Annotated in this window: 22 protein-coding genes; 12 read left to right on the plus strand and 10 right to left on the minus strand. The window is 64.7% G+C overall.

Features of this window, described 5'->3' with window-relative positions; translation table 11 throughout:
* Positions 1–5 precede the first annotated feature (5 nt).
* The 5 genes from AC22G6_RS00675 to AC22G6_RS00695 all read left to right on the plus strand — a co-directional run bounded on the left by AC22G6_RS00675 (position 6) and on the right by AC22G6_RS00695 (position 2,838).
* On the plus strand, positions 6–662 hold the full coding sequence (locus AC22G6_RS00675; protein ID WP_487365181.1) for a DUF6515 family protein: 657 nt from the start codon (positions 6–8) through the stop codon (positions 660–662).
* A gap of 170 nt (positions 663–832) precedes the next feature.
* Complete coding sequence (locus AC22G6_RS00680; protein ID WP_487365182.1) at positions 833–1,363, plus strand: RBBP9/YdeN family alpha/beta hydrolase; 531 nt, start codon at positions 833–835, stop codon at positions 1,361–1,363.
* A gap of 74 nt (positions 1,364–1,437) precedes the next feature.
* Positions 1,438–1,752 carry an antibiotic biosynthesis monooxygenase family protein gene (locus tag AC22G6_RS00685; RefSeq protein ID WP_487365183.1) on the plus strand — a complete coding sequence of 105 codons (315 nt, stop codon included), beginning with the start codon at positions 1,438–1,440 and terminating at the stop codon, positions 1,750–1,752.
* A gap of 38 nt (positions 1,753–1,790) precedes the next feature.
* A complete protein-coding gene (locus AC22G6_RS00690) occupies positions 1,791–2,207 on the plus strand; it encodes a hypothetical protein (protein ID WP_487365184.1) in 417 nt (138 codons plus the stop codon).
* A 244-nt stretch (positions 2,208–2,451) separates the two neighbouring features.
* The gene (locus AC22G6_RS00695) at positions 2,452–2,838 is read left to right on the plus strand and encodes a VOC family protein (protein ID WP_487365185.1); all 387 of its coding nucleotides are present in this window, start codon (positions 2,452–2,454) and stop codon (positions 2,836–2,838) included.
* Between the two features lie 12 nt (positions 2,839–2,850).
* On the opposite strand, the gene AC22G6_RS00700 is transcribed toward AC22G6_RS00695, so the two are convergent.
* On the minus strand, positions 2,851–4,398 hold the full coding sequence (locus AC22G6_RS00700) for a sodium:solute symporter family transporter (protein ID WP_487365186.1): 1,548 nt from the start codon (positions 4,396–4,398) through the stop codon (positions 2,851–2,853).
* Positions 4,399–4,584: 186 nt separating this feature from the next.
* Complete coding sequence (locus AC22G6_RS00705) at positions 4,585–4,905, minus strand: EthD family reductase (protein WP_108950484.1); 321 nt, start codon at positions 4,903–4,905, stop codon at positions 4,585–4,587.
* 120 nt (positions 4,906–5,025) lie between these two features.
* On the opposite strand from AC22G6_RS00705, the gene AC22G6_RS00710 reads away from it, so the two are divergent.
* Positions 5,026–5,544 carry a 2-thiouracil desulfurase family protein gene (locus AC22G6_RS00710; RefSeq protein ID WP_487365187.1) on the plus strand — a complete coding sequence of 173 codons (519 nt, stop codon included), beginning with the start codon at positions 5,026–5,028 and terminating at the stop codon, positions 5,542–5,544.
* A 174-nt stretch (positions 5,545–5,718) separates the two neighbouring features.
* Complete coding sequence (sugE, locus tag AC22G6_RS00715) at positions 5,719–6,039, plus strand: quaternary ammonium compound efflux SMR transporter SugE (protein ID WP_487365188.1); 321 nt, start codon at positions 5,719–5,721, stop codon at positions 6,037–6,039.
* 63 nt (positions 6,040–6,102) lie between these two features.
* Here sugE and AC22G6_RS00720 read toward each other — a convergent pair whose 3' ends face one another.
* Entirely contained in the window at positions 6,103–6,348 is a 246-nt protein-coding gene (locus AC22G6_RS00720; protein WP_487365189.1) for a hypothetical protein, read from the minus strand.
* Positions 6,349–6,473: 125 nt separating this feature from the next.
* Here AC22G6_RS00720 and AC22G6_RS00725 point away from each other — a divergent pair, with 125 nt between their 5' ends.
* On the plus strand, positions 6,474–7,472 hold the full coding sequence (locus AC22G6_RS00725) for a LysR family transcriptional regulator (protein ID WP_487365190.1): 999 nt from the start codon (positions 6,474–6,476) through the stop codon (positions 7,470–7,472).
* 190 nt (positions 7,473–7,662) lie between these two features.
* On the plus strand, positions 7,663–8,043 hold the full coding sequence (locus tag AC22G6_RS00730; RefSeq protein WP_487365191.1) for a thioredoxin family protein: 381 nt from the start codon (positions 7,663–7,665) through the stop codon (positions 8,041–8,043).
* 50 nt (positions 8,044–8,093) lie between these two features.
* Here AC22G6_RS00730 and hmuQ read toward each other — a convergent pair whose 3' ends face one another.
* From hmuQ to AC22G6_RS00750, 4 genes are read right to left on the minus strand one after another with little or no spacing between them, the layout of a single operon-like run.
* The gene (gene hmuQ / locus AC22G6_RS00735; protein WP_108950489.1) at positions 8,094–8,399 is read right to left on the minus strand and encodes a heme-degrading protein HmuQ; all 306 of its coding nucleotides are present in this window, start codon (positions 8,397–8,399) and stop codon (positions 8,094–8,096) included.
* Between the two features lie 33 nt (positions 8,400–8,432).
* A complete protein-coding gene (locus tag AC22G6_RS00740) occupies positions 8,433–9,374 on the minus strand; it encodes a ribose-phosphate diphosphokinase (protein WP_487365192.1) in 942 nt (313 codons plus the stop codon).
* A gap of 24 nt (positions 9,375–9,398) precedes the next feature.
* Positions 9,399–10,616 (minus strand): exo-beta-N-acetylmuramidase NamZ family protein, encoded by a 1,218-nt coding sequence (locus tag AC22G6_RS00745; RefSeq protein ID WP_487365193.1) that lies wholly within the window; start codon positions 10,614–10,616, stop codon positions 9,399–9,401.
* Positions 10,613–11,242, minus strand: a complete 630-nt coding sequence (locus tag AC22G6_RS00750; RefSeq protein ID WP_487365194.1) for a DOMON-like domain-containing protein — start codon at positions 11,240–11,242, stop codon at positions 10,613–10,615. Before AC22G6_RS00750 ends, AC22G6_RS00745 begins: the two co-directional genes overlap by 4 nt.
* A 139-nt stretch (positions 11,243–11,381) precedes the next feature.
* On the opposite strand from AC22G6_RS00750, the gene AC22G6_RS00755 reads away from it, so the two are divergent.
* Positions 11,382–12,563: an MFS transporter gene (locus AC22G6_RS00755; RefSeq protein ID WP_487365195.1), complete on the plus strand. Its 1,182-nt coding sequence runs from the start codon at positions 11,382–11,384 to the stop codon at positions 12,561–12,563.
* Positions 12,564–12,587: 24 nt separating this feature from the next.
* Here the strand turns inward: AC22G6_RS00755 and AC22G6_RS00760 are convergent, their stop codons facing one another.
* Genes AC22G6_RS00760 through AC22G6_RS00770 form a run of 3 tightly spaced genes read right to left on the minus strand, consistent with a single transcriptional unit; the run spans position 12,588 to position 17,048 of the window.
* Positions 12,588–13,406 (minus strand): mechanosensitive ion channel family protein, encoded by an 819-nt coding sequence (locus tag AC22G6_RS00760; protein WP_487365196.1) that lies wholly within the window; start codon positions 13,404–13,406, stop codon positions 12,588–12,590.
* Between the two features lie 29 nt (positions 13,407–13,435).
* Positions 13,436–15,724, minus strand: a complete 2,289-nt coding sequence (gene ggpS / locus AC22G6_RS00765; RefSeq protein ID WP_487365197.1) for a glucosylglycerol-phosphate synthase — start codon at positions 15,722–15,724, stop codon at positions 13,436–13,438.
* 55 nt (positions 15,725–15,779) lie between these two features.
* Complete coding sequence (locus tag AC22G6_RS00770) at positions 15,780–17,048, minus strand: MFS transporter (protein ID WP_487365198.1); 1,269 nt, start codon at positions 17,046–17,048, stop codon at positions 15,780–15,782.
* Positions 17,049–17,326: 278 nt separating this feature from the next.
* On the opposite strand from AC22G6_RS00770, the gene AC22G6_RS00775 reads away from it, so the two are divergent.
* Together AC22G6_RS00775 and AC22G6_RS00780 are read left to right on the plus strand one after the other, a co-directional pair.
* The gene (locus AC22G6_RS00775; protein ID WP_487365199.1) at positions 17,327–17,692 is read left to right on the plus strand and encodes a hypothetical protein; all 366 of its coding nucleotides are present in this window, start codon (positions 17,327–17,329) and stop codon (positions 17,690–17,692) included.
* A gap of 103 nt (positions 17,693–17,795) precedes the next feature.
* A complete protein-coding gene (locus AC22G6_RS00780) occupies positions 17,796–19,076 on the plus strand; it encodes a tryptophan--tRNA ligase (protein ID WP_487365200.1) in 1,281 nt (426 codons plus the stop codon).
* Positions 19,077–19,194: the final 118 nt, after the last annotated feature.

The raw sequence follows: 19,194 nt of genomic DNA on the forward strand, positions 1-19,194 counted from the left end.
TGATCATGTCTTCCAGACTGACAGGTGTTTCCCGACTCTTGGGTGCTGTGATCTGTGCCGGCCTGCTTCTTGGTGCCGGCATCGCGCAGGCTGAGCCTTCGCACCGGGGTGGAGACGGCGATCGTCGCGGCGGCTGGGTGGATCCCCGCTTTGCGCGCGGCGTCGTGGTGCCGAAGCTGCCGCAGGGGCACCGCATCGTTCGCCACCGTGATATCGATTTCTACTATGCGTCTGGCCACTGGTTCCGGCCGATGGGGGCACGCTTCGTGGTTGTCGCACCGCCCATCGGTCTCGTTGTGCCGGTGTTGCCGAATGGCTTCGTGAGCGTGACCATTGGCGGGCGCTCGCTCTACCGCTACGACGATACCTACTATGCGCGCCATGACCGTGGCTATGTCGTGGTTGAGCCGCCGCGGCAGGATGACGCGCGGCGTGCCGCGGGTGGGGAGGACCGGCTGTTCGTGTATCCGAAGATGAATCAGTCAGAAAAGGTGCAGGCGACAGACCGCTATGAATGCCACGAGTGGGGCAGTGTCCAGACCGGCTACGATCCGACGCTGAGCTATGGCGGTGTCGGGCCGGAACAGGCAGAAAGCCTGCGCGCCGACTACCTGCGGGCGATGACGGCCTGCCTGGAGGCGAGAGGCTATACGGTGCGTTAGCGACTGCGGATCGCAGCGGGCCTGATGTCTCCGGCGTTAGAATCAGCTGCGGGGGCGTTTCCATGTAACGTGGCCTGACGGGTTGGCCGGCTGCGGCCGGCCCGCACTGCACATTCATGTACAAAGATTCGGCGACGTCAGAAGTCAGCTGCTCGACAAAGGAGTCCGTGGTGTCCGCAAGAGTCCTCATCCTGCCCGGTTACGGAAACTCGGGGGCGCTGCACTGGCAGTCGCGCTGGGAGCAGGCGAATCCCGCTTTTGTCCGTGTGCAGCAGCGCGACTGGGATGCGCCGGTTTGTGATGACTGGGTTGCAGCCATCGAAGACGCTGTGCGCAGCGCGGGGCCCGATGTGGTGCTGGCCGCCCACAGCCTCGGCTGTCTTGCAATCGCGCACTGGGCTGCGACGCCGCATTCGCCGATCCGGGGCGCTTTGCTGGTTGCGGTGCCCGATCCGGAAGGCCCGGATTTTCCGGCACAGGCGTCGGGCTTCGGCGAGCCGCCGGCAAGGCCGTTTGCCTTCAGCAGCACCGTGGTCATCAGCGACGATGACCCGTATGGCACGCCGGCCTATTCCGCACAGCTTGCACAGGCATGGGGCAGCAGCGCGGTTCGCATCGGCAGTTGCGGTCACATCAACGCGGAAAGTGGCCTCGGTGACTGGGCGGCGGGCTTCGAACTGCTCCGCCAACTGCGCGACTAGGCCTGTTTTGGCTGGCGCTGCGGTGCAGGGCGGGCCGCGGACCCCAGCGATCGCTCCAACCTCTGGGAGATGTCATGGCAATTGCAGATACACCAAGCCCGCCGTACTACGCAGTCATTTTCAGTTCCCTTCGGACCGAAGGCGACAACGGCTATGGTGCGATGGCCGAGCGGATGCTCGATCTGGCAGCGGAGCAGGAGGGGTTTCTTGGCGCAGAGGGCGCGCGGGAAGGGCTCGGAATCACCGTCTCGTACTGGAGCAGCCTCGAAGCCATCCGGAAATGGAAGCAGAACGCCGAGCATCTCGACGCGCAGCGCCTTGGACGCGAGCACTGGTATTCGGCGTTCAAGGTTCGCGTGGCCAGGGTCGAGCGGGACTACGGCATCTGACCGGGCTGGGCCGTGTGTGAGCTGACCGTACTCCGATCATGCCTGCCATTCTTGCATCGCTGCGCATCTGGAAGTATCTCGCCGCCTGGTTCGTGATGCTGCTCGTGTCCATTGCGAATGGCGTGGTCCGTGACCTCACCTATGGCACGCACATGAGCGCGCTCGCCGCGCATCAGGTGTCGACGGCGTGCGGCATGGTGCTGCTTGGTCTCGTGATCCGCGTCGTCGACCGCCTGGCGCCACCCTCCTGCACTCGCGAGGCCATTGCCATTGGCTTGTTCTGGGCAACGCTGACGATTGCGTTCGAGTTCATCTTCTTTCACTACGTCGGTGGGCATTCCTGGGCGGCGCTGCTCGCCAACTACAATGTCCTTGAAGGTCGGGTCTGGGTCTTTCTGCTGCTCTGGATCGCGGTGGCGCCCTATGTGTTTTTCCGCCTTCGCCGTCCGGTCTGAAGCATGCGTACCGGGCTTGTGCCACGCGCTCGCGAGCGCTGCGCTGCCACGACATGACGTGTTCCGGCCACGTCTCACCGCGCACAGAAATCGCCTACCCGTTCGCAGACCGAGCACCTAAGATGAAACACCGAAAGCCCGCTTCCGGTTCGCCACAGGCGGTCTGCACTCGCGCCTGAGCGAACCCCGCCACCTTGGCTGCTGAAGACGGGCTTCACGGCTCATACGGCATTGGAGGAGGGACATGATGAACAACCCGGTTGGCTGGTTCGAGATCTACGTGGAAGACATGGGGCGCGCCAAGGCCTTTTACGAGGCGATGCTTGAAGTGGTGTTGTCGAAGCTGGAGAGTCCCGTCGAAGATGAGATCGAGATGTGGGCGTTTCCGATGGCGTTCGAGCAGTTCGGCGCATCCGGCGCGCTGGTGCGGATGCCGGGCTTCTCGTCCGGCGCCAATAGCGTGCTGATCTATTTCAGCTGCGCGGACTGTGCGGTGGAAGCGGCGCGCGCAGAGAAGGCGGGCGGGAAGATCTTCAAGCCCAAGATGTCCATCGGCGAGTATGGGCATATCGCGCTCGTGACCGACACCGAGGGCAACATGATCGGCTTGCACTCGATGCCACGCGCCTGAGTTGCCTCCCGCTCACCAGAACGCAATGACCAGAAGCACGGTCATTGCGGTCAGTGCAACGGCGCCCCGCCGTACGATGCGCGGCGCCGGTTCCACGCGCGAGGCGTCTACCGATGCAAGCTGCCCGGCTGTAACCGTGCCGCCCAAGATGAGCTGCCACAGGGCGCATGCCACAAGGGTGACGACGAGCAGAACAAAGGCGACGATGGTGAAATGCACATCCAGCCAGCCCAGCTGGGTGGCAAGGAACCACACCGCACTCACGCCGTGCCCGCTGAGCAGGCCGGCCAGCGCGGCATTGGCCGAAAGTCGCGTGGACAGCATGCCGGCGGCAAAGACGGCGACGAGCGGCGGGGTGACGTAGGCAAAGGCCTGCTGAAGATAGGCGAACAGGCCGGGGAAGTTATCGATGGCCGGCGCCCACAGCGCGGCGATGATCATCAGGCCCAGGGTCGTGTAGCGGCCCAGGCGCGCGAGCGCCTTGGTGTCGAGTCTGGGGCGGCGCGGTTGCACGAAGTCGCAGATCACCAGGGTCGAAGCCGAGTTGAGTGCCGAGTCGACACTCGACATGATTGCCGCCAGCAGCCCCGCGAGCATCAGTCCAGCCAGCCCCGGTGGCGCAAACTCGGCGATCAGGCGCGGGAATACGGTGTCCGGGCGCTCGAGGTCCGCAAACAGCGCCACGGCCATGACGCCGGGCAAGACCATGAGAAACAGTGGCAGCAGCTTGAGTGCGGCCGCGATGAGCGCGCCGCGACCGGCGACGCCAATGTCGCGCGCACCCAGCAGGCGCTGGCAAACGTACTGGTTCATGGTCCAGTAGTAGAAACCCAGGATCGGCAGGCCCAGCAGTGTTCCAAGCCAGGGCAGGGCGGGGTCGTCCAGCGGGCGGATCAGGGAGAGCTTTTCTGCGGGAACGCGCGCGGTGACCTCGGCCCAGGAATAGTCGAACTCGGCGAAAACCAGCGCGAACAGGATCGCCGAGCCGATCAGCAGCACCAGCGACTGCAGGACGTCCGTGTATGCCACTGCACGCAAACCACCGGCCGCCGTATAGAGACCGGCAAATACAGCGAGGGCGGCGCAGGTGGGGCCGAGCGCCAGGCCGGGCACGAACAGCATCACGACCAGCGCCCCGGCGTAGAGGCTGCCCGCGGTATCGAGCAGCACACTCAGGATCAGGCTGGTGGCGGAAAGGTAGCGGCGCAAGCGCGCGTCAAAGCGCTGTTCGAGAAGCTCGGGCACCGTTGTGATGCGGCGGCCGATAAGCACCGGCGCGACGAAGACCGCCGTAAACACGAGGACCAGCGCCGCCATCCATTCGTAATTGGCTACGGAGATGCCGGTCGACCATGCGGCACCCGGCAGGCCGATGAGCGTTGTGGACGAGATATTCGATGCGAACAGGGAAAGGCCGATGACGCCTGCGCCCAGCGTGCGTCCGGCAAGAAACAGTTCGTCTGCGTCGGGGTTCTTGCGCGTGACGCGCACGCAAACCGCGACGACTACCAGGAGGTAGACCGCCACGATCACGTAGTCAGTCGTATGAAGGACGTTCATCCGCGTATTCCGTTGTCGTGGTCGCCAGGGGTGACAGCCCTTTTTTAGGAAACCATGAACGCGGACGGACGCGCAAGCCAGCGCACTGACTTGCATTGATTCGACATGCCCGCTCAAGCCGCATGGCTGAGCGCCATGCAGGTCGCGCCGCGCTTTACGGAAAGCGCGGGCAGGGGGCAACTGCGATCAGGGCTGGCCGACCACGACCTCGCTGATCTGGAGGACGGGTGTCAGGTCGGTGTAGTTCGGGATGTCGGCCATGATCTGTTCGGCATGAGGACCAAAGCCGGCCTGAAAGGATTCGACCGAGTCGCAGTAGAGGTGGCACATCCCGATGTAGGTCGCGGGTTCGTCCGGCGCACCGCCTGCCAGTCCCCTGTCGATGGTGTAGAACCTGCACGCCTCGCCCATGAGGGACTTCACCAGCGGCAGGTGTTTGTCGCGATAGTAGCTGTGGTCGAAACGGGCGCCGGGCGTGTTCGGGTACATCACGCTTACCTTGATCATGTTTCTGTCTCCGTTCTGTTGGGCCGCGGGGGGCGGCGGAACTGATCGTGTACGATAAAGTTCGTGGCGTCCAATCGTGAGGCCGGTGCCTGTTTCTGCTTCCGGCATGGGCTGGAGATCATGCAATCCATTCTCGTGAGTGCCTGTCTGCTTGGCGAAGCGGTCCGCTACAACGGCGGAGACAACCGTTGCGACCATGCACTGCTGCAACGCTGGCTGGATGAAGGGCGTGTCGTGCCGGTATGTCCCGAGGTAGCCGGCGGTTTGCCGACCCCGCGCCCGCCCGCCGAGATTACGCGCAGCGGAGGCGGGCGGGCCGTGCTCGACGGTGAGGCGCGCGTTCTTGCGGTCGATGGCCGCGACGTGACTGAGCAGTTTCTGCGCGGCGCGGAGCGGGCGCTTGCTCACGCCCAGGCAATGGGAATACGCGTGGCCGTGCTGAAGGAGGGGAGTCCCTCCTGCGGCTCCGGCGCCATCTACGATGGCAGCTTCTCTGGCACAAAAGTGACGGGTGTCGGTGTGACCGCCGCATGCCTGGCGCAGGCCGGCGTGCGGGTCTTCAGTGAACACCAGCTTGCGGACGCTGCACGGCTGCTCGAGCAGCTTGAGCGTGCATCTGCTGAGAAGGCCGAATCCTGAGCTCATGGTTCGGCTCAGTTCGCCGAACGCGTGACATAATTGCTGCAATGCAACCTGTACGGGCTCCGTTATCCCGGCGCCCGAATCGAAGCACCAGGCTGCACTGGAAATGTGGACGACCTCATTTCCTTATCCAGTGATGGGGACGACCCCGGTACATGGCAGGTTTATGTGATGACGTGGCCGATTCTGATTCTGGCGGGATTGTTCGAGATTGGCTGGGCGATTGGCCTCAAGTATACCGAGGGCTTCACCCGCTTCTGGCCGACGGTGGGTACGCTCGTCGCGATTGGGCTGAGCCTGGGGATGCTTGGGGTTGCGATGAAAACGCTGCCGATTGGCACCGCCTACGCGGTATGGGTGGGCGTGGGTGCGGTGGGGACGGCGATTCTCGGCATCGTGCTGTTCGGTGAGTCGGCAAGCGCCGGAAGGCTGATCAGCCTGGGGCTGATCATTGCCGGCGTCATCGGCTTGAAGCTGGCGACGCCGGCCTGAAGGCGAGTGCTCTGTCTTCAGGCCGGCGTTGCAATGCTGCGCTGAAGGCGCAGGTGCCGGGGTTCAGCACCTGCAGCCTGTCGTGGAGCCATTGTCCCGAGTGACGGGGCGCGCCGTCACGTTGCGTACGGCGCGCACCAGTTGTTTCGGGCCTGCGGCAAGTGCTGCGAACAGGACTCTCATAAAGTCGTTGATCGCTTTACGGCGGAGCCGGTCTGCCTCAACGCGCACCTGCTCGTAGATGTGGACTTGATGTGTTGCATCCTGGTCCGGCCACTGCATTTCAATCGTGTCGTCAGCGTGGTTCATCGAAAGCACCTCCTTGTGGGATGAGTTGCACTTTATGGTGCTAACGGACGCACGGAAACCGCGTGATTTGCAGATTGGTATTGCAGTTTCTGCAAAGCCGGCTGCGCTGATGCATACTCCGCCTCATGCAACTCAACCTGAACGATGCCGCCCTCTTTGTCCGTGTCGCCGAGCTTGGCACGCTGTCAGCGGCTGCGCGCGAACGTAACGAACCGGTCAGCCAGGTCTCGCGCGCGATCGCCCGCATGGAGTCGGCGCTGTCCTTGCGCCTGCTGCGCCGCAGTACGCATGGTCTGTCGCTGACGGACGAAGGCGACACGTTTCTTGCCCATGCACGGCGCATGCTCGACATCGCGGCCGAAATGGAAAGCGAGCTGAGTGGGCGGCTGGCAGGCCCGAGCGGCCTGATCAGGATCAACGTCAGCCCGATTCTTGCCCAGATGGCCATCGTGCCCAGCCTGCCGGGGCTGTACGAACGCCACCCCGGTCTGCAGGTCGAGATCATGACGGATGACCGGGTTTCGGACCTCGTGCGCGACGGCGTCGATATCGCCATGCGCGCCGGCGTGGACAATGCCGAGAGTCTCGTCGTGCGGCAGATTGGCGAGCTCGGTCGCAATCTCTATGCAGCCCCTGCCTATCTGGAAAGGTTTGGCGTCCCGCGCACGCCGGCCGACCTGGCGGCGCATCGGCTGATTGCAAACAGCGCGAGCCAGTCGCTGAACCGCTGGCCGTTCAGAAAGTCGTCCCTGGCGTCGTCGGACTGGACCGGCACCGAGGCTGTCTGGCAGGGCAGCAGGAAGGGCTCGCGAGCCACGGACCACAGCAAGGTCGATACCTTGCTGGTCAAGGGCCACACCCGGGCGGACAGTACGGCCATCGTGCTTTCGCTGGCGCTTCAGGGCATTGGCATTGCCCATCTGAACGAACTGCTGGTTTCACCGCTGGTGCGGACCGGACAGCTTACGCAGGTGCTTGCCGATTACACCGAGCAGGAGCGCATCCCCTTCTATGCCGTGATGCTGCAGGAACGCCACCGCCTGCCCAAGGTGCGCGCGTGCCTCGATTACTGGCAGGAATGGTTTTCCGCAATGCGCTCGCACCGGGAGGGTGAGTCTGCGTAGATGGGCGCCGTTTCCGGGTTGGGGCAGATCGTCAGGTTCGTGTGGCTCGTGTGGTTCGGGGGTGTCATGCTGCGGACCCGGGCGCAATAGATTCTGCCTACCGGCCATATAGGCAATTCCTTATGCGCCGTGCGTTTCACCCATCTGCTCATTGATGTACCCTGCCTGCCTGACTATAAGGAGCACGAGCATGAGCAGCGTCGAAATCACCGCCGACAACTTCAACGACACCATCGCCAACAACGGGATCGTGTTCCTCGATTTCTGGGCTGAGTGGTGTGGTCCGTGTCGCGGGTTTGCGCCGGTGTATGAGAGCGCTGCCGCAGCCAATCCGGATATCGTGTTTGGCAAGATCGATACCGAAGCCCAGCAGGAGCTGGCTGCGACGTTTCAGATCCGCTCCATCCCGACCATCGCCGTGATTCGCGACAATGTCATGGTCTTCCGTGAGTCGGGCGCGCTGCCTGCAGCAGGCCTGCAGCAGGTCATCGACGGTGTGCGCGGGCTGGACATGGACAAGGTCCGGGCCGAAATCGCAGCCCAGCAGGAAGCCGGCGCGCAGCCGGGCTGATGGCTCTGCGGGACAGCCCCCCGGTTGCTCCGGGGGGCTGTCCCGCCCTTTCAGAGTACCGCTTCGAACAGCTCCAGCTGCGGCGGCCCCATGTAGATCTCGCGCGGGCTCTTGCCGGCGTTGGCGTGTGCCTTGGCGAAGGCCTCGGACTGCGTCCAGTCCGCAAACGCCTGTTCGCTGGCCCACTCGGTGTGCGAGGCGAACAGTGTGTATTCCTCGGTTTGCGGGCCGCGCATCAGATTGAAGCGGACGAAGCCGGGGACCTCTTCCAGATAGCTTTCACGTTGCCGCCAATGGTCGACGAAAGTCTCCTCATGGCCGCGTTTGATCCTGAAGCGATTCATGGCAATGAACATGGGGCTATCTCCTGAAACGAATCCGTCCTGGATTTATTCAAACAGTGCGCCGACGCTCTCGCCGCTGTGAATGCGCTCGATGGCGGACGCGAACAGCGGGGCGACGGTCAGCACGGTGAGCTTGTCGAGCTGCTTCTCGGGCGCGACATAGACCGTATTGGTGACCACGATGGAGTCGATCGCGGCTTCGCGCAGGCGCTCGATCGCGGGGCCGCAGAGCACGCCATGAACGGCGCCGGCGTGGATGCTGCGGGCGCCGGCCGCACGCAGGGTGTTGATGGTCGAGATCAGCGTGCCGCCAGTGGAGATTTCATCCTCGAAGATCACCGCGTCACGGCCACGCACATCGCCCACCACTTCACCCTGCTTGACGTCGGTGTCGCTGACGCGGCGCTTGTCGATGATGGCCATCGGAATGCCCAGCCGCTCGGAGAAGCGGCCCACGCGTTTGGCGCCGCCGGCATCGGTTGCCACCGCCACCATGTTGCCCAGATCGTAGTTCTGGCGGAAGTGATCGGCGATGGTCGGAATGGCGGTGAGGTGATCCACCGGTACACGGAAGAAGCCGTGTACCTGGTCTGCGTGCAGGTCCATGGTCAGCACGCGGTTCGCGCCGGCGGTGACCAGCATGTCGGCAATCAGGCGGCCGGTGATCGAGATCCGCGGCTTGTCCTTCTTGTCCGAACGAGCGTACGAGTAGTACGGGATGATCGCCGTGATGCGCTGGGCCGAGGCGCTGCGCAGGGCGTCGATGGTGATCAGCATCTCCATGATGTGATCGCTGACCGGCTCGGTGAAGGACTGCACCACGAAGACGTCGCGTTCGCGGACGTTCTCCTGGATCTGCACATGCAGATTGTCATTGGAGAAGCGCGAGATCTCGAGCTGGCTGGGGCGCACGCCAAGGCGGCTGCAGATCTCGCTGGCAAGGCCGTCGTTGGAGTTGCAGGCGAAGATCTTGAGGGCGTGTTTCATCGCGAGGGCTCCGGAAAGATGGGGTCAGGAATAGAGGAGGAAAGGGCTTCGGGTCTCGCGCCATGCTGCCTCGTCGGCAGTCGCAAGGGCGTCGAGATCGCAGGCGCGTGCGGCAGGGTCGTCCACCCACTCACGCAGCACCGGACTGCCATTGATCAGGTCGATGGCAAGGCGGTCGTGCTCGTATTCGTAGGCAAAGTCGCGCCACAGCGGGTAGTCGGGCTGCTGCCGGCGCAAGGCCTTGAAGGCCAGCGCCTGCACGCGCCACGGGCGGAAGGCGGCGTGATCGTAATGCGCGGGGTCTTCTACATGGATCTGCACGCCGGCGCACAGCTTGCCGGCATGCTTGTGGAAGGTCGGCTCGAACCAGCACTCGCGCAGCACGCAGCCGGCCAGCCATTCGGGGGCGAAGCTGCGCATGGCGGCGATGAGTGCGCGGGCGTCGATGTCGGGCGCGCCAAAGAGCTCGAGCGGACGCGTGGTGCCGCGACCTTCGGACAACGTCGTGCCTTCGAGCATCACTGTGCCGGCGTAGGCGCGCGCCATCGACAGGTTGGGGGCGTTGGGGCTGGGGTTGATCCAGCTGCGGTCGCCCAGCGGCCAGCCGTAGCCGGGCGCCGACGCGGGTTGCCAGCCTTGCATGGTGATGACTTCGCACTCCACGTCGAGGCCGAGCGTGGCAACGAACCAGCGTGCCATCTCGCCCATGGTGAGGCCGTGACGCATCGGCATCGGCCCGGCGCCAACGAAGCTCTCCCAGCCTTCCTGCAGCAGCGTGCCCTCTACCGGTCGCCCGGCAGGGTTGGGGCGGTCGAGGACCCATACCGCCTTGCCGTGGCGGGCGGCCGCTTCGAGCACGTAGCGCAGCGTGGTGATGAAGGTGTAGATGCGGCAGCCGAGATCCTGCAGGTCGACGAGCAGCACATCGAAGCTGTCCATCATCGCCGCAGTGGGCCGGCGTACTTCGCCGTAAAGGCTGAACACCGGGATGCGATGCACTGGATCGATGAAATCCGGCGACTCGACCATGTTGTCCTGCTTGTCCCCGCGCAGCCCGTGCTGCGGGCCGAAGGCGGCGGTGATGTTCAGGTCGGGCAGGGCCGCGAGGGCGTCGAGCGAATGGGTGAGGTCACGGGTGACCGAGGCCGGGTGTGCGAGCAGTGCGACGCGGCGACCGGCGAGGGGGCGGCGCAGACCGGCATCTTCGAGCACACGGTCCAGGCCGAACTTCACTGCGCTCATGCAGCCTCCGGTGCCGCCATGTTCAGTGTCAGCACGAATCCGCCGCAGTCGTGAAAGTCGGGTGCTGGTGCCGGATGCTTCAGCGCCCAGTATTCGAGCTCGCCGGTGTCGAGTTCGATGACTGCAGCCAGGCCGATGCGCAGATCGGTGCCGGTGGTGATGCCGGGCAGGCTGGAGGGCGGCAGTTCGGCCTCGAGCGTGAGGCCGCCGGCCCGCGCGGTGTACTGGATACGGGGTGCCGCCGGCGGGCTGAAGGCATTGTCGCGTTCGCGGTAGGCCGTGAAGGCGTAGTTCGCCCACTGCCGCGAAGGCGACAGGTTGAATTCGCGGTAGGCCTCTTCACCGGGCGAGGCAACGAAGACCTCGAAGCAGGTGTGTTGCCAGAGTTCGTCCGCCGGGCCGCTTTCGGCTGGCGCCGGGATGCGCACGCGTGCAGGGTCGGCATCGAGCTCGAACACGAAGCGTGCACCGCCGTCGGGCGTTGCATGCATGGTGCAGAGCAGGGCGCGGACTGGCAGTGGTGTGTCGTCGTCAGCGTTTGAAGAGGCGGCGGGCGTGCCGGGGAAGGGGCGCAGGCCGACGGTGATTGTCGGGATGCGGGCAGGGCTGCTTGATTTGCTGGTCACAAGGGCGTCTGGTGCGGGGCGGTGAGGTTGCCATTCACGCGTTTAAGCGTCGAAGGCGTAATGGTATCCCGTTCGCGGACTGCCCGCGCCCTCAATGCGTGCTTGAGTTGCCGTGCGGCTGGCTTCAAACTCGGCGTCCATGCGCCCCAAACCGATCGCGATCATCGTTCTCGCCCAGTTGTTCGGCACCTCTCTGTGGTTTTCAGCCAACAGTGCAGGTGACGACCTCATGCGCGCCTGGGGCTTGAGCAGCGCGGATATCGGTCACCTGACCAATGCCGTCCAGCTCGGCTTCATCATCGGCACCCTGAGCTTCGCGCTCACCGGGTTTGCCGACCGTTTTTCCGCCAGCCGGATCTTCGCCGCCTGTGCACTGATCGGTGCGCTCGCCAACGCCGGTTTTGCCATGCTCGCCGAGGGCATGAGCAGTGGCATGGCCCTGCGTTTCGTTGTCGGCCTCGCCCTGGCCGGCGTCTACCCGCTGGGGATGAAACTGGTGGTGAGCTGGGTGCCGCAACAGGCCGGGGCGGCGCTGGCGTGGCTGGTTGGCATGCTGACCCTGGGCACATCCCTGCCGCACGGCGTGCGCATGCTTGATGCGGGATGGGGATGGCAGGCCACGATTCTGGTGTCGTCGGTACTCGCGGTCGTGGCCGCGGGCCTGATCCTGCGCCTGGGCGACGGTCCGCACCTGGTGCGCCGCACCGGGATGCCGGCGCTGCATCTTGGCGAAGTGCTGATGGCGCTGCGCGAGCCAGCTTTCCGCGCGTCGGCGCTGGGCTACTTCGGCCACCAGTGGGAGCTCTACGCTTTCTGGACGCTCGTGCCGCTGATGCTTGCGGCACTGCCTGCCACCGCGGGCTGGGCGCCGTCTGCGATCTCGGCCGCATCCTTTGCCGTGATCGGTATCGGCGCGCTGGGCTGCGTATTTGGCGGCTTTGTGAGCCGCCGGGTGGGGAGTGCGCGAGTGGCCGCGGCAGCGATGGCGCTGTCAGCCGCGTGCTGCGCCATCTATCCGTTCGCGGTCAACGCGTCGCCGCTGCTGCTGGTGGCGCTGATGCTGCTGTGGGGCGCGAGTGTGGTGGCGGATTCGCCGCATTTTTCCGCATTGTCTGCGCGCGCCTGTCCGCAAACGATTGTCGGCAGCGCGCTGGCCTTGCAGAACGCCATCGGCTTTGCGGTGACCATGGTGTCGATCGACCTCGGCACCCGGCTGTGGCCCGCGTGGGGCGAGCATGTTGCATGGCTGCTGCTGCCAGGGCCGGTGCTCGGCCTGCTGGCGCTGCGGCCCTTGTGGCGCACCCGGCCGGCCGTGATCTGAGCGGGGCCGACCGGGTGGCGGATATCAGCCCACGGTGTGGGCGTGAACGTCCATCTGCGGGTAGGGAATGGAGATGCCGTTCTCGTCGAAGGCGATCTTTATCTTTTCCTTGAGCTCGCACATCGTGGCGAAGTAGTCCGAGGTATTGACCCAGGGCCGGACATGCAGGTCCACGCTGCTGGCACCGAGTTCGGCAACACCGATGAAGGGTGCCGGTTCGGCGAGCAGGCGGGTGTCTGCTGCAAGCACGCCTTCGATCACGCTGCGTGCCTTGCGGATGTCGTCGCCGTAGCCGATGCCGAACACCAGGTCGATGCGGCGCGTTCCGCGTGCCGAATAATTGGTGATGACGTCAGCGTAGATCGAGCCGTTGGGCACGATGATCTCGCGGTTGTCGGGGGTGCGAAAGATCGAGCTGAAGATGCTGATCTTCTCCACCACGCCCTGGGTGCCCGCGGCTTCAACGAAATCGCCGGCCTTGAACGGGCGGAACACGATCAGCATCACGCCCGCGGCGAAGTTCTTCAGCGAGTCCTGCAGGGCCAGACCAATCGCGAGGCCGGCTGCACCAATCAGTGCGATCAGCGAGGTGGTGTCCACGCCGAGACGGTCGAGCGACGCGACCACGACGACCAGCAGCAGCGCACCGTTGAGGATCGAGCCGACGAAGTTCACCAGGATGTCGTCCAGCCCGGCACGCCCGAGCAGCCGACGGGCCAGCGACACGATGCCGTGCGCGACCCAGCGACCGACAATGAAGATGCCGAGCGCAAGTGCAATGTTGATGCCCCACGGCAGGGCGTACTGGCTCATCCAGTCGAGCGAAGCAAACTTTTCAAGCATGAGTTCTCCTGTAAAGGGCTGACCGCAACTCAGGCGGCAGCCGGCTCGGAATCGTCGGCCAGGACAGAGTCCGTGTCCAGTGGCTGGGTTGTTTGCTGGGCGACGACGGCATCGAGGAAGTCCTGTCCCCAGCGCTGAATGTCGTTGTGCTGAACCACATCGAAGAGTTCGCGCAGACGTGATTCGGCCTCGGCGCGGTTCATTGCGATGCCGAAGTAGAGCTTGCCGATGAGGTCGTGGATGTCGTGCGGATTGGTCAGCACCGCGCCGTGCAGTTCGGCAGCAGCGCCGGCGAACTCGGACAGCACGAGTACGCCATGACCACCGGTTAGCCCCTGGGCCGCGACGTATTCCTTGGCGACGAGGTTGAGGCCGTCGCGCAGCGGCGTGATCCACATCACGTCGGCCATCGCGTACCAGCTCACCACTTCTTCGAAGGGCAGCGGGCGGAAGAAGAACTGCACCGGTGTCCAGCCGACGCGGGCGAAGCGGCCATTCACCTTGCCGACAGCCTGCTCGATGCGAGTCTGCAACTCGTCATAGACCGTCATCTCCTTGGCTGCCGGCACGCACACTGCGAGCAGCGAGACCTTGCCGTGCAGCTCCGGATGCTCTTCGAGCAGGCGTTCGAAGGCAATCAGCTTCTCCAGCGTGCCCTTGGTGTAGTCGAGACGCTCCACCGACAGGATGACACGGGTGCCCGAGAGGTCGCGACGCAGGGCCGCCATGCGCGCAGCGGCGCCGGGCGCGTCGAGCGCGGATTTCACGCGACCGATGTCGAGCCCCACAGGATGGGCGCCAAGGCCGATGCGACGGCCATGGACTTCGATCTGGGTGGTGACCTCATCGAGCCCGACCGCGCAGCCGTAAGTCAGGTAGCGCGGCGCGCAGGCCTTGGTTTCGAGCACCTTGAGCGGAGCCACGCCGCGCGCCACGTCGACGAAGTTCTCGACCTGGCGCGGGATGTGGAAGCCGATGTAGTCACACTGCAGCAGGCTGCCGATGATCTCCCGTCGCCACGGCAACACGTTGAAGACGTCGGCCGAGGGGAAGTAGGTGTGGTGGAAGAAGGCAATCTTCAGGTCCGGACGCAGTTCGCGCAGGTAGGCCGGCACCATCCACAGGTTGTAGTCGTGGATCCAGACCACGGCGCCCTCGGCGGCTTCGGCCGCAGTGCGCTCGGCGAACAGGCGGTTGACCTTCATGAACACGATCCAGTCTTCCTCGCGGAAAATCGCGCGCTCCCAGAAGGTGTGCAGCGTCGGCCAGAAGGCTTCCTTGGAGAAGCGCTTGTAGAAGGTATCGACTTCGTCCTTGGTCAGGGCTACGCGTGCCGCGAGCAGGTCGGGGTAGCGTTCGCGGTCGACTTCGGTATGGGTTTCGAAGGGAATGCCCTTCTTCCGGTCATGAACCGACCAGGCGACCCACGAGCCCTTGCGTCCATTGAAGAAGGACAGCAGGGTGGGGATGATGCCGTTGGGCGAGGTCGGGCGGCGGCGGATGGCCTTGCCGTTCTCGAACACTTCCTCGTAGGGCAGGCGGTGATAGACCATGACCAGATCGGCCTTGCCGGGCGCGTCCATCGCGCCGACTTCGGCATCGATGCCGCCGGGGCCGAGGAAGCCGAAATGCGCCATGGCTTCGAGAATGCCGCCACAGCCGGTGTGGTGCGCATGCATGACCCGGGCACGGTCGCGGGTGGCGTCGAGCAGGGCCGGTTCGGATTCGCCGACGCACACGCCGATGAAGCCCGCTTCGTACATCGACAGGTCGTTCAGGGTGTCGCCGGCGACCAGGACTTCGTCGCGGTCGATGCCGAGGTGTTGAACCAGGGAGGACAGGGTGCTGCCCTTGTTGACGCCGCGCGGCAGGATGTCGAGGTAGCGATCGGCCGAATACAGCACCTGGCAGCCGAGCTGGGCAGCGATGCGCTGGATGTCGGTGGTGATCGCGTTGCTGTCGCAGAAGTAGGAGCAGCGGCGCTGCTGCGGGACTTCCTGGCGCTCGAGCCCGTCGAAGTGCGCCATGGCCTCGGCCACCGCGCGTTCGCCCGGCCAGCGCGAATCGATGTCCGACTGCAGCGGCTGCACCGGCTGACGGGTGTGACCATCGACGATGGTGCCGCCGACGTCGCAGATGATGTAGTCCGGCACCGGGATGGTGGGGTCGGACAGAATGGGAAGCACGACTTCCAGGCCGCGGCCGGTGACAAAGGCAAGCTTGATCTCCGGGTGGGCGGCAATCAGTTGGTACAGGCGCTGACGGTTCTCGGGATGGCCAGCGAGAAAGGTGCCATCGAGATCGGTTGCGAGCAGCATGTGCGGTTCTCCTTGTGGGTGAACGCCGACACGGGTGCCGACTTGTTGGTCTGGTTTATGCGGATTGTGTGGTCTTGTCTGTGGCCGGTGCAACATGCTCTGGCGCATCGGCCGGGGTCATCATTTCCAGTACTGTAGGCGAGGTGCGCATCATTGGCATGAAATGCGCGGCTTCTTCGACGATGACGTCCTTGCCATGACGTGCGTGCCACCAGGCGAACAGCGCGAGCGGGGTGAGCATCAGGATGAAATGCAGTGGCAAGGCGATCGGGCCGAGCCAGCCCATCAGCACACCGGCCACGGTCGGACCTGCTGCGGCGCCGGCCCCGTGCAGCAGGAGCAGGGCCGCGTTGCCCGAGAGGATGTCGTCGTGCGAGAGGTGATCGATGAGGTGGGCAATCACGATCGGGTAGATTGCGAACGAGGCCGCGCCGAACAGAAAGCCGCCGATCAGCACCATTTCGCCAAACTGTCCCAGTGCGGCCCACAGCAGGCCGGCGGCGCTCGCCGCGGCAGCGACGAGGGCGAGGGCGATGCGACGGTCGCCACGGTCCGAGTAATGGCCGATGGGCCACTGCAGCAGCGCACCGCCAAGAATGGACACCGTGATCAGCAGGGCGACGCCGGCGGAATCGAGACCGATACGGCCGCCGTACACCGCGCTCATGCCCCAGAAGGCCCCCATTGCCAGCCCGGACTGCACTGCGCCGGCAAAGGCGACCGGTGCGGCCTTCCACAGCCGGCCAAGACCGAGCCGCGGTGTCGGCTTCAGGGCGGGCGGCGAAAAACGGGTGGCGGTGACCGGCATCAAGGACAGCACGACAAAGATCGACGCGATCGCGAACAGCCCGAACTCGGCCGGCGAGCCAAGGCGCAACAGCTGTTGCGCCAGGGCGAGCGCACCGAGGTTGACTGCCATGTAGACGGCAAAGATCTTCCCGCGCTGCTCCGGGGAGGACTGGCTGTTGAGCCAGCTCTCGATCACCATGTACAGCCCGACCAGGGTGATGCCGGTGACAACGCGCAGCAGCATCCACACCGGTGCAGACACCAGCAGCGCGTGCAGCAGCACGCACACTGCGGTAGCCGCAGAAAAGAAGGCGAAGGCCCGGATGTGTCCGAGCTGGCGGATGACGGGCGGCGCAGCGAAGGTGCCGACAAAGAAGCCGACGAAGTAGGCCGAGCCGATCAGGCCCAGGGTGGCATCCGAGAAGCCTTCCAGGCTGCCTCGCAGCGCGATGACGGTATTGAGAAGGCCGGTGCCGAGCAACAGCAGCGCGGTACCGGCAAGCAGTGAGCCAATCGGTAGCAGGTGTGGGAGCATCGCGGCGGGCAGTCGCGAAGCCTGTCCATGCTTCGAAGCGGAGAGGGGTGCGACTGCGCAAATATAATTTGAGCAAATATTGTACTGCACAAAACGCGCTGACCCAAATTGCGACCTTGCGCGCTGGAGAACGCTTACGCCTGATTACCGTCAACATGATTGCATTGCGCTAGTCTTGAAAAACACCGGCTCGACGACAGAATGCAGCCTTGAGCCGAACCTCTGTGGCGGGAGCTTCTCCGTGTATGAAGCATAGACCCATTGCATGCAGATGGAGCATGAATATGATGAAACAGTGCGATGACACGAATGTGAGAACGCGCGCAATGCACGCACTTGCGTGCGCTGCGCTGGTGCTGGCCAGTGGCAGCGTGTTCGCGACGGCGGCTGCGGCCAGCACCAGTGAAGAGGTGGGACATGCCGTTGGATCGACGCTGCGCGAGGTGGGCCAGGATGCGCGCGAAGTCGGGCGCGAGATCGGTCATGGCGCCGCCGAGTTTGGACGCAGCGTGGGTTCCGTCGCGCGTGATGCGGCCAGCACCGTGGGCAAGGGTGCGCGCTCCGTCGGCCATGCGGCGCGCGACGGGAGCAAGGCTTTGGTGCGTGGCATCAAAGGTGAGCCCGAGGCGGATCCGGGCAAATAGTCGCGTTCCCTGACCTCGCTCCGCTGCGATTGGCACGCATGTCGTCTCCCGTCCGGGCTGCCAAGGCGCTAAACTCCCCGCCTTTGACTTGCCGGACTGCATCATGGCCGTAAAACGGATCCTTACCGGAATCACCACTTCCGGAACGCCACATCTGGGCAACTACGCGGGCGCGATTCGTCCGGCGATCGAGGCCAGCCGCCAGCCCGGCTCCGAAAGCTTCTATTTTCTAGCCGACTATCATTCGCTGATCAAGACCTCCGATCCCGAGCGCGTGCAGCGGTCCACGCTCGAGATCGCGGCCACCTGGCTTGCCGCGGGGCTCGATACCGACCGTGTGTGGTTCTACCGCCAGTCGGACATCCCGGAGATTCCCGAACTGACCTGGCTGCTGACCTGCAATGCGGGCAAGGGCCTCCTCAACCGCGCGCATGCCTACAAGGCAGCGGTCGACAAGAACGTCGCCGAAGGCGAGGACCCAGACGCAGGCGTCAATATGGGCCTGTTCATGTACCCGGTGCTGATGGCTGCCGACATCCTGATGTTCAAGGCCCATTCGGTGCCGGTTGGCCGTGACCAGATCCAGCACATCGAGATGGCACGTGACATCGCTGCCCGCTTCAACCACCAGTATGGAGAGCACTTCACGCTGCCCGAGGCCGCCATCGACGAATCGGTGGCCACGCTGCCCGGACTCGACGGGCGCAAGATGAGCAAGAGCTACGACAACACGATTCCGCTGTTCGCCCCGTCTGCGGTGATGAAGAAGGCAATCGCCTCCATCGTGACCGATTCGCGTGCGCCGGGCGAGCCGAAGGAAACCGAGGGCTCGGCACTGTTCCAGCTCTATCAGGCTTTTTCCACGCCCGCCGAGACTGCTGCCATGCGCGACGCATTCGCCGCAGGCATTGCCTGGGGCGAGGCCAAGCAGGCGCTGTTCGAACGCATCGAAGCGACGGTGGCGCCGATGCGCGAGCACTACGAAACCCTCATTGCCCAGCCTGCGCTGATCGAGGAGAAACTGCATGAGGGGGCGGCCAAGGCCCGCGCCATCGCCACGCCGTTTCTTGCCGAGATCCGCCATGCGGTCGGCTTGCGCCGGCTCGATGTCGTCAGCACTGCGGCCACCACCGCGCGCCCGAAAGCCCAGGCGCTGCCCCAGTTCAAGCAGTACCGCGAGGCGGATGGAAAGTTCTACTTCAAGCTGATGAGTGCCGATGGTCGCTTGCTGCTGCAGAGCCGCGCCTTCGAGTCGCCCCGGGAAGCAGGGCAGTGCATTGCCGGCCTCAAGCAAGGCGGCGATGCGAGCGAGGTTGCTGCGCTCGGCGAGGGCGTTTCTGCCGAGGAGCTCGGACAGGCGCTTGCCGCTTTCGCAGCAGAGTGAGTTGCCGGGGCTGCGCAACTTGAGGGCAGGGGCGCGCAGGACGGCTGCGGGGGGCACGTCACCCCGGTGTCACCACACATGGGAAAGGCCGGGGCCGGTTTGCAATCCGGCTGCGGGC

The sequence above is a fragment of the Parazoarcus sp. PS-13 R2A genome (genome assembly GCF_057621855.1).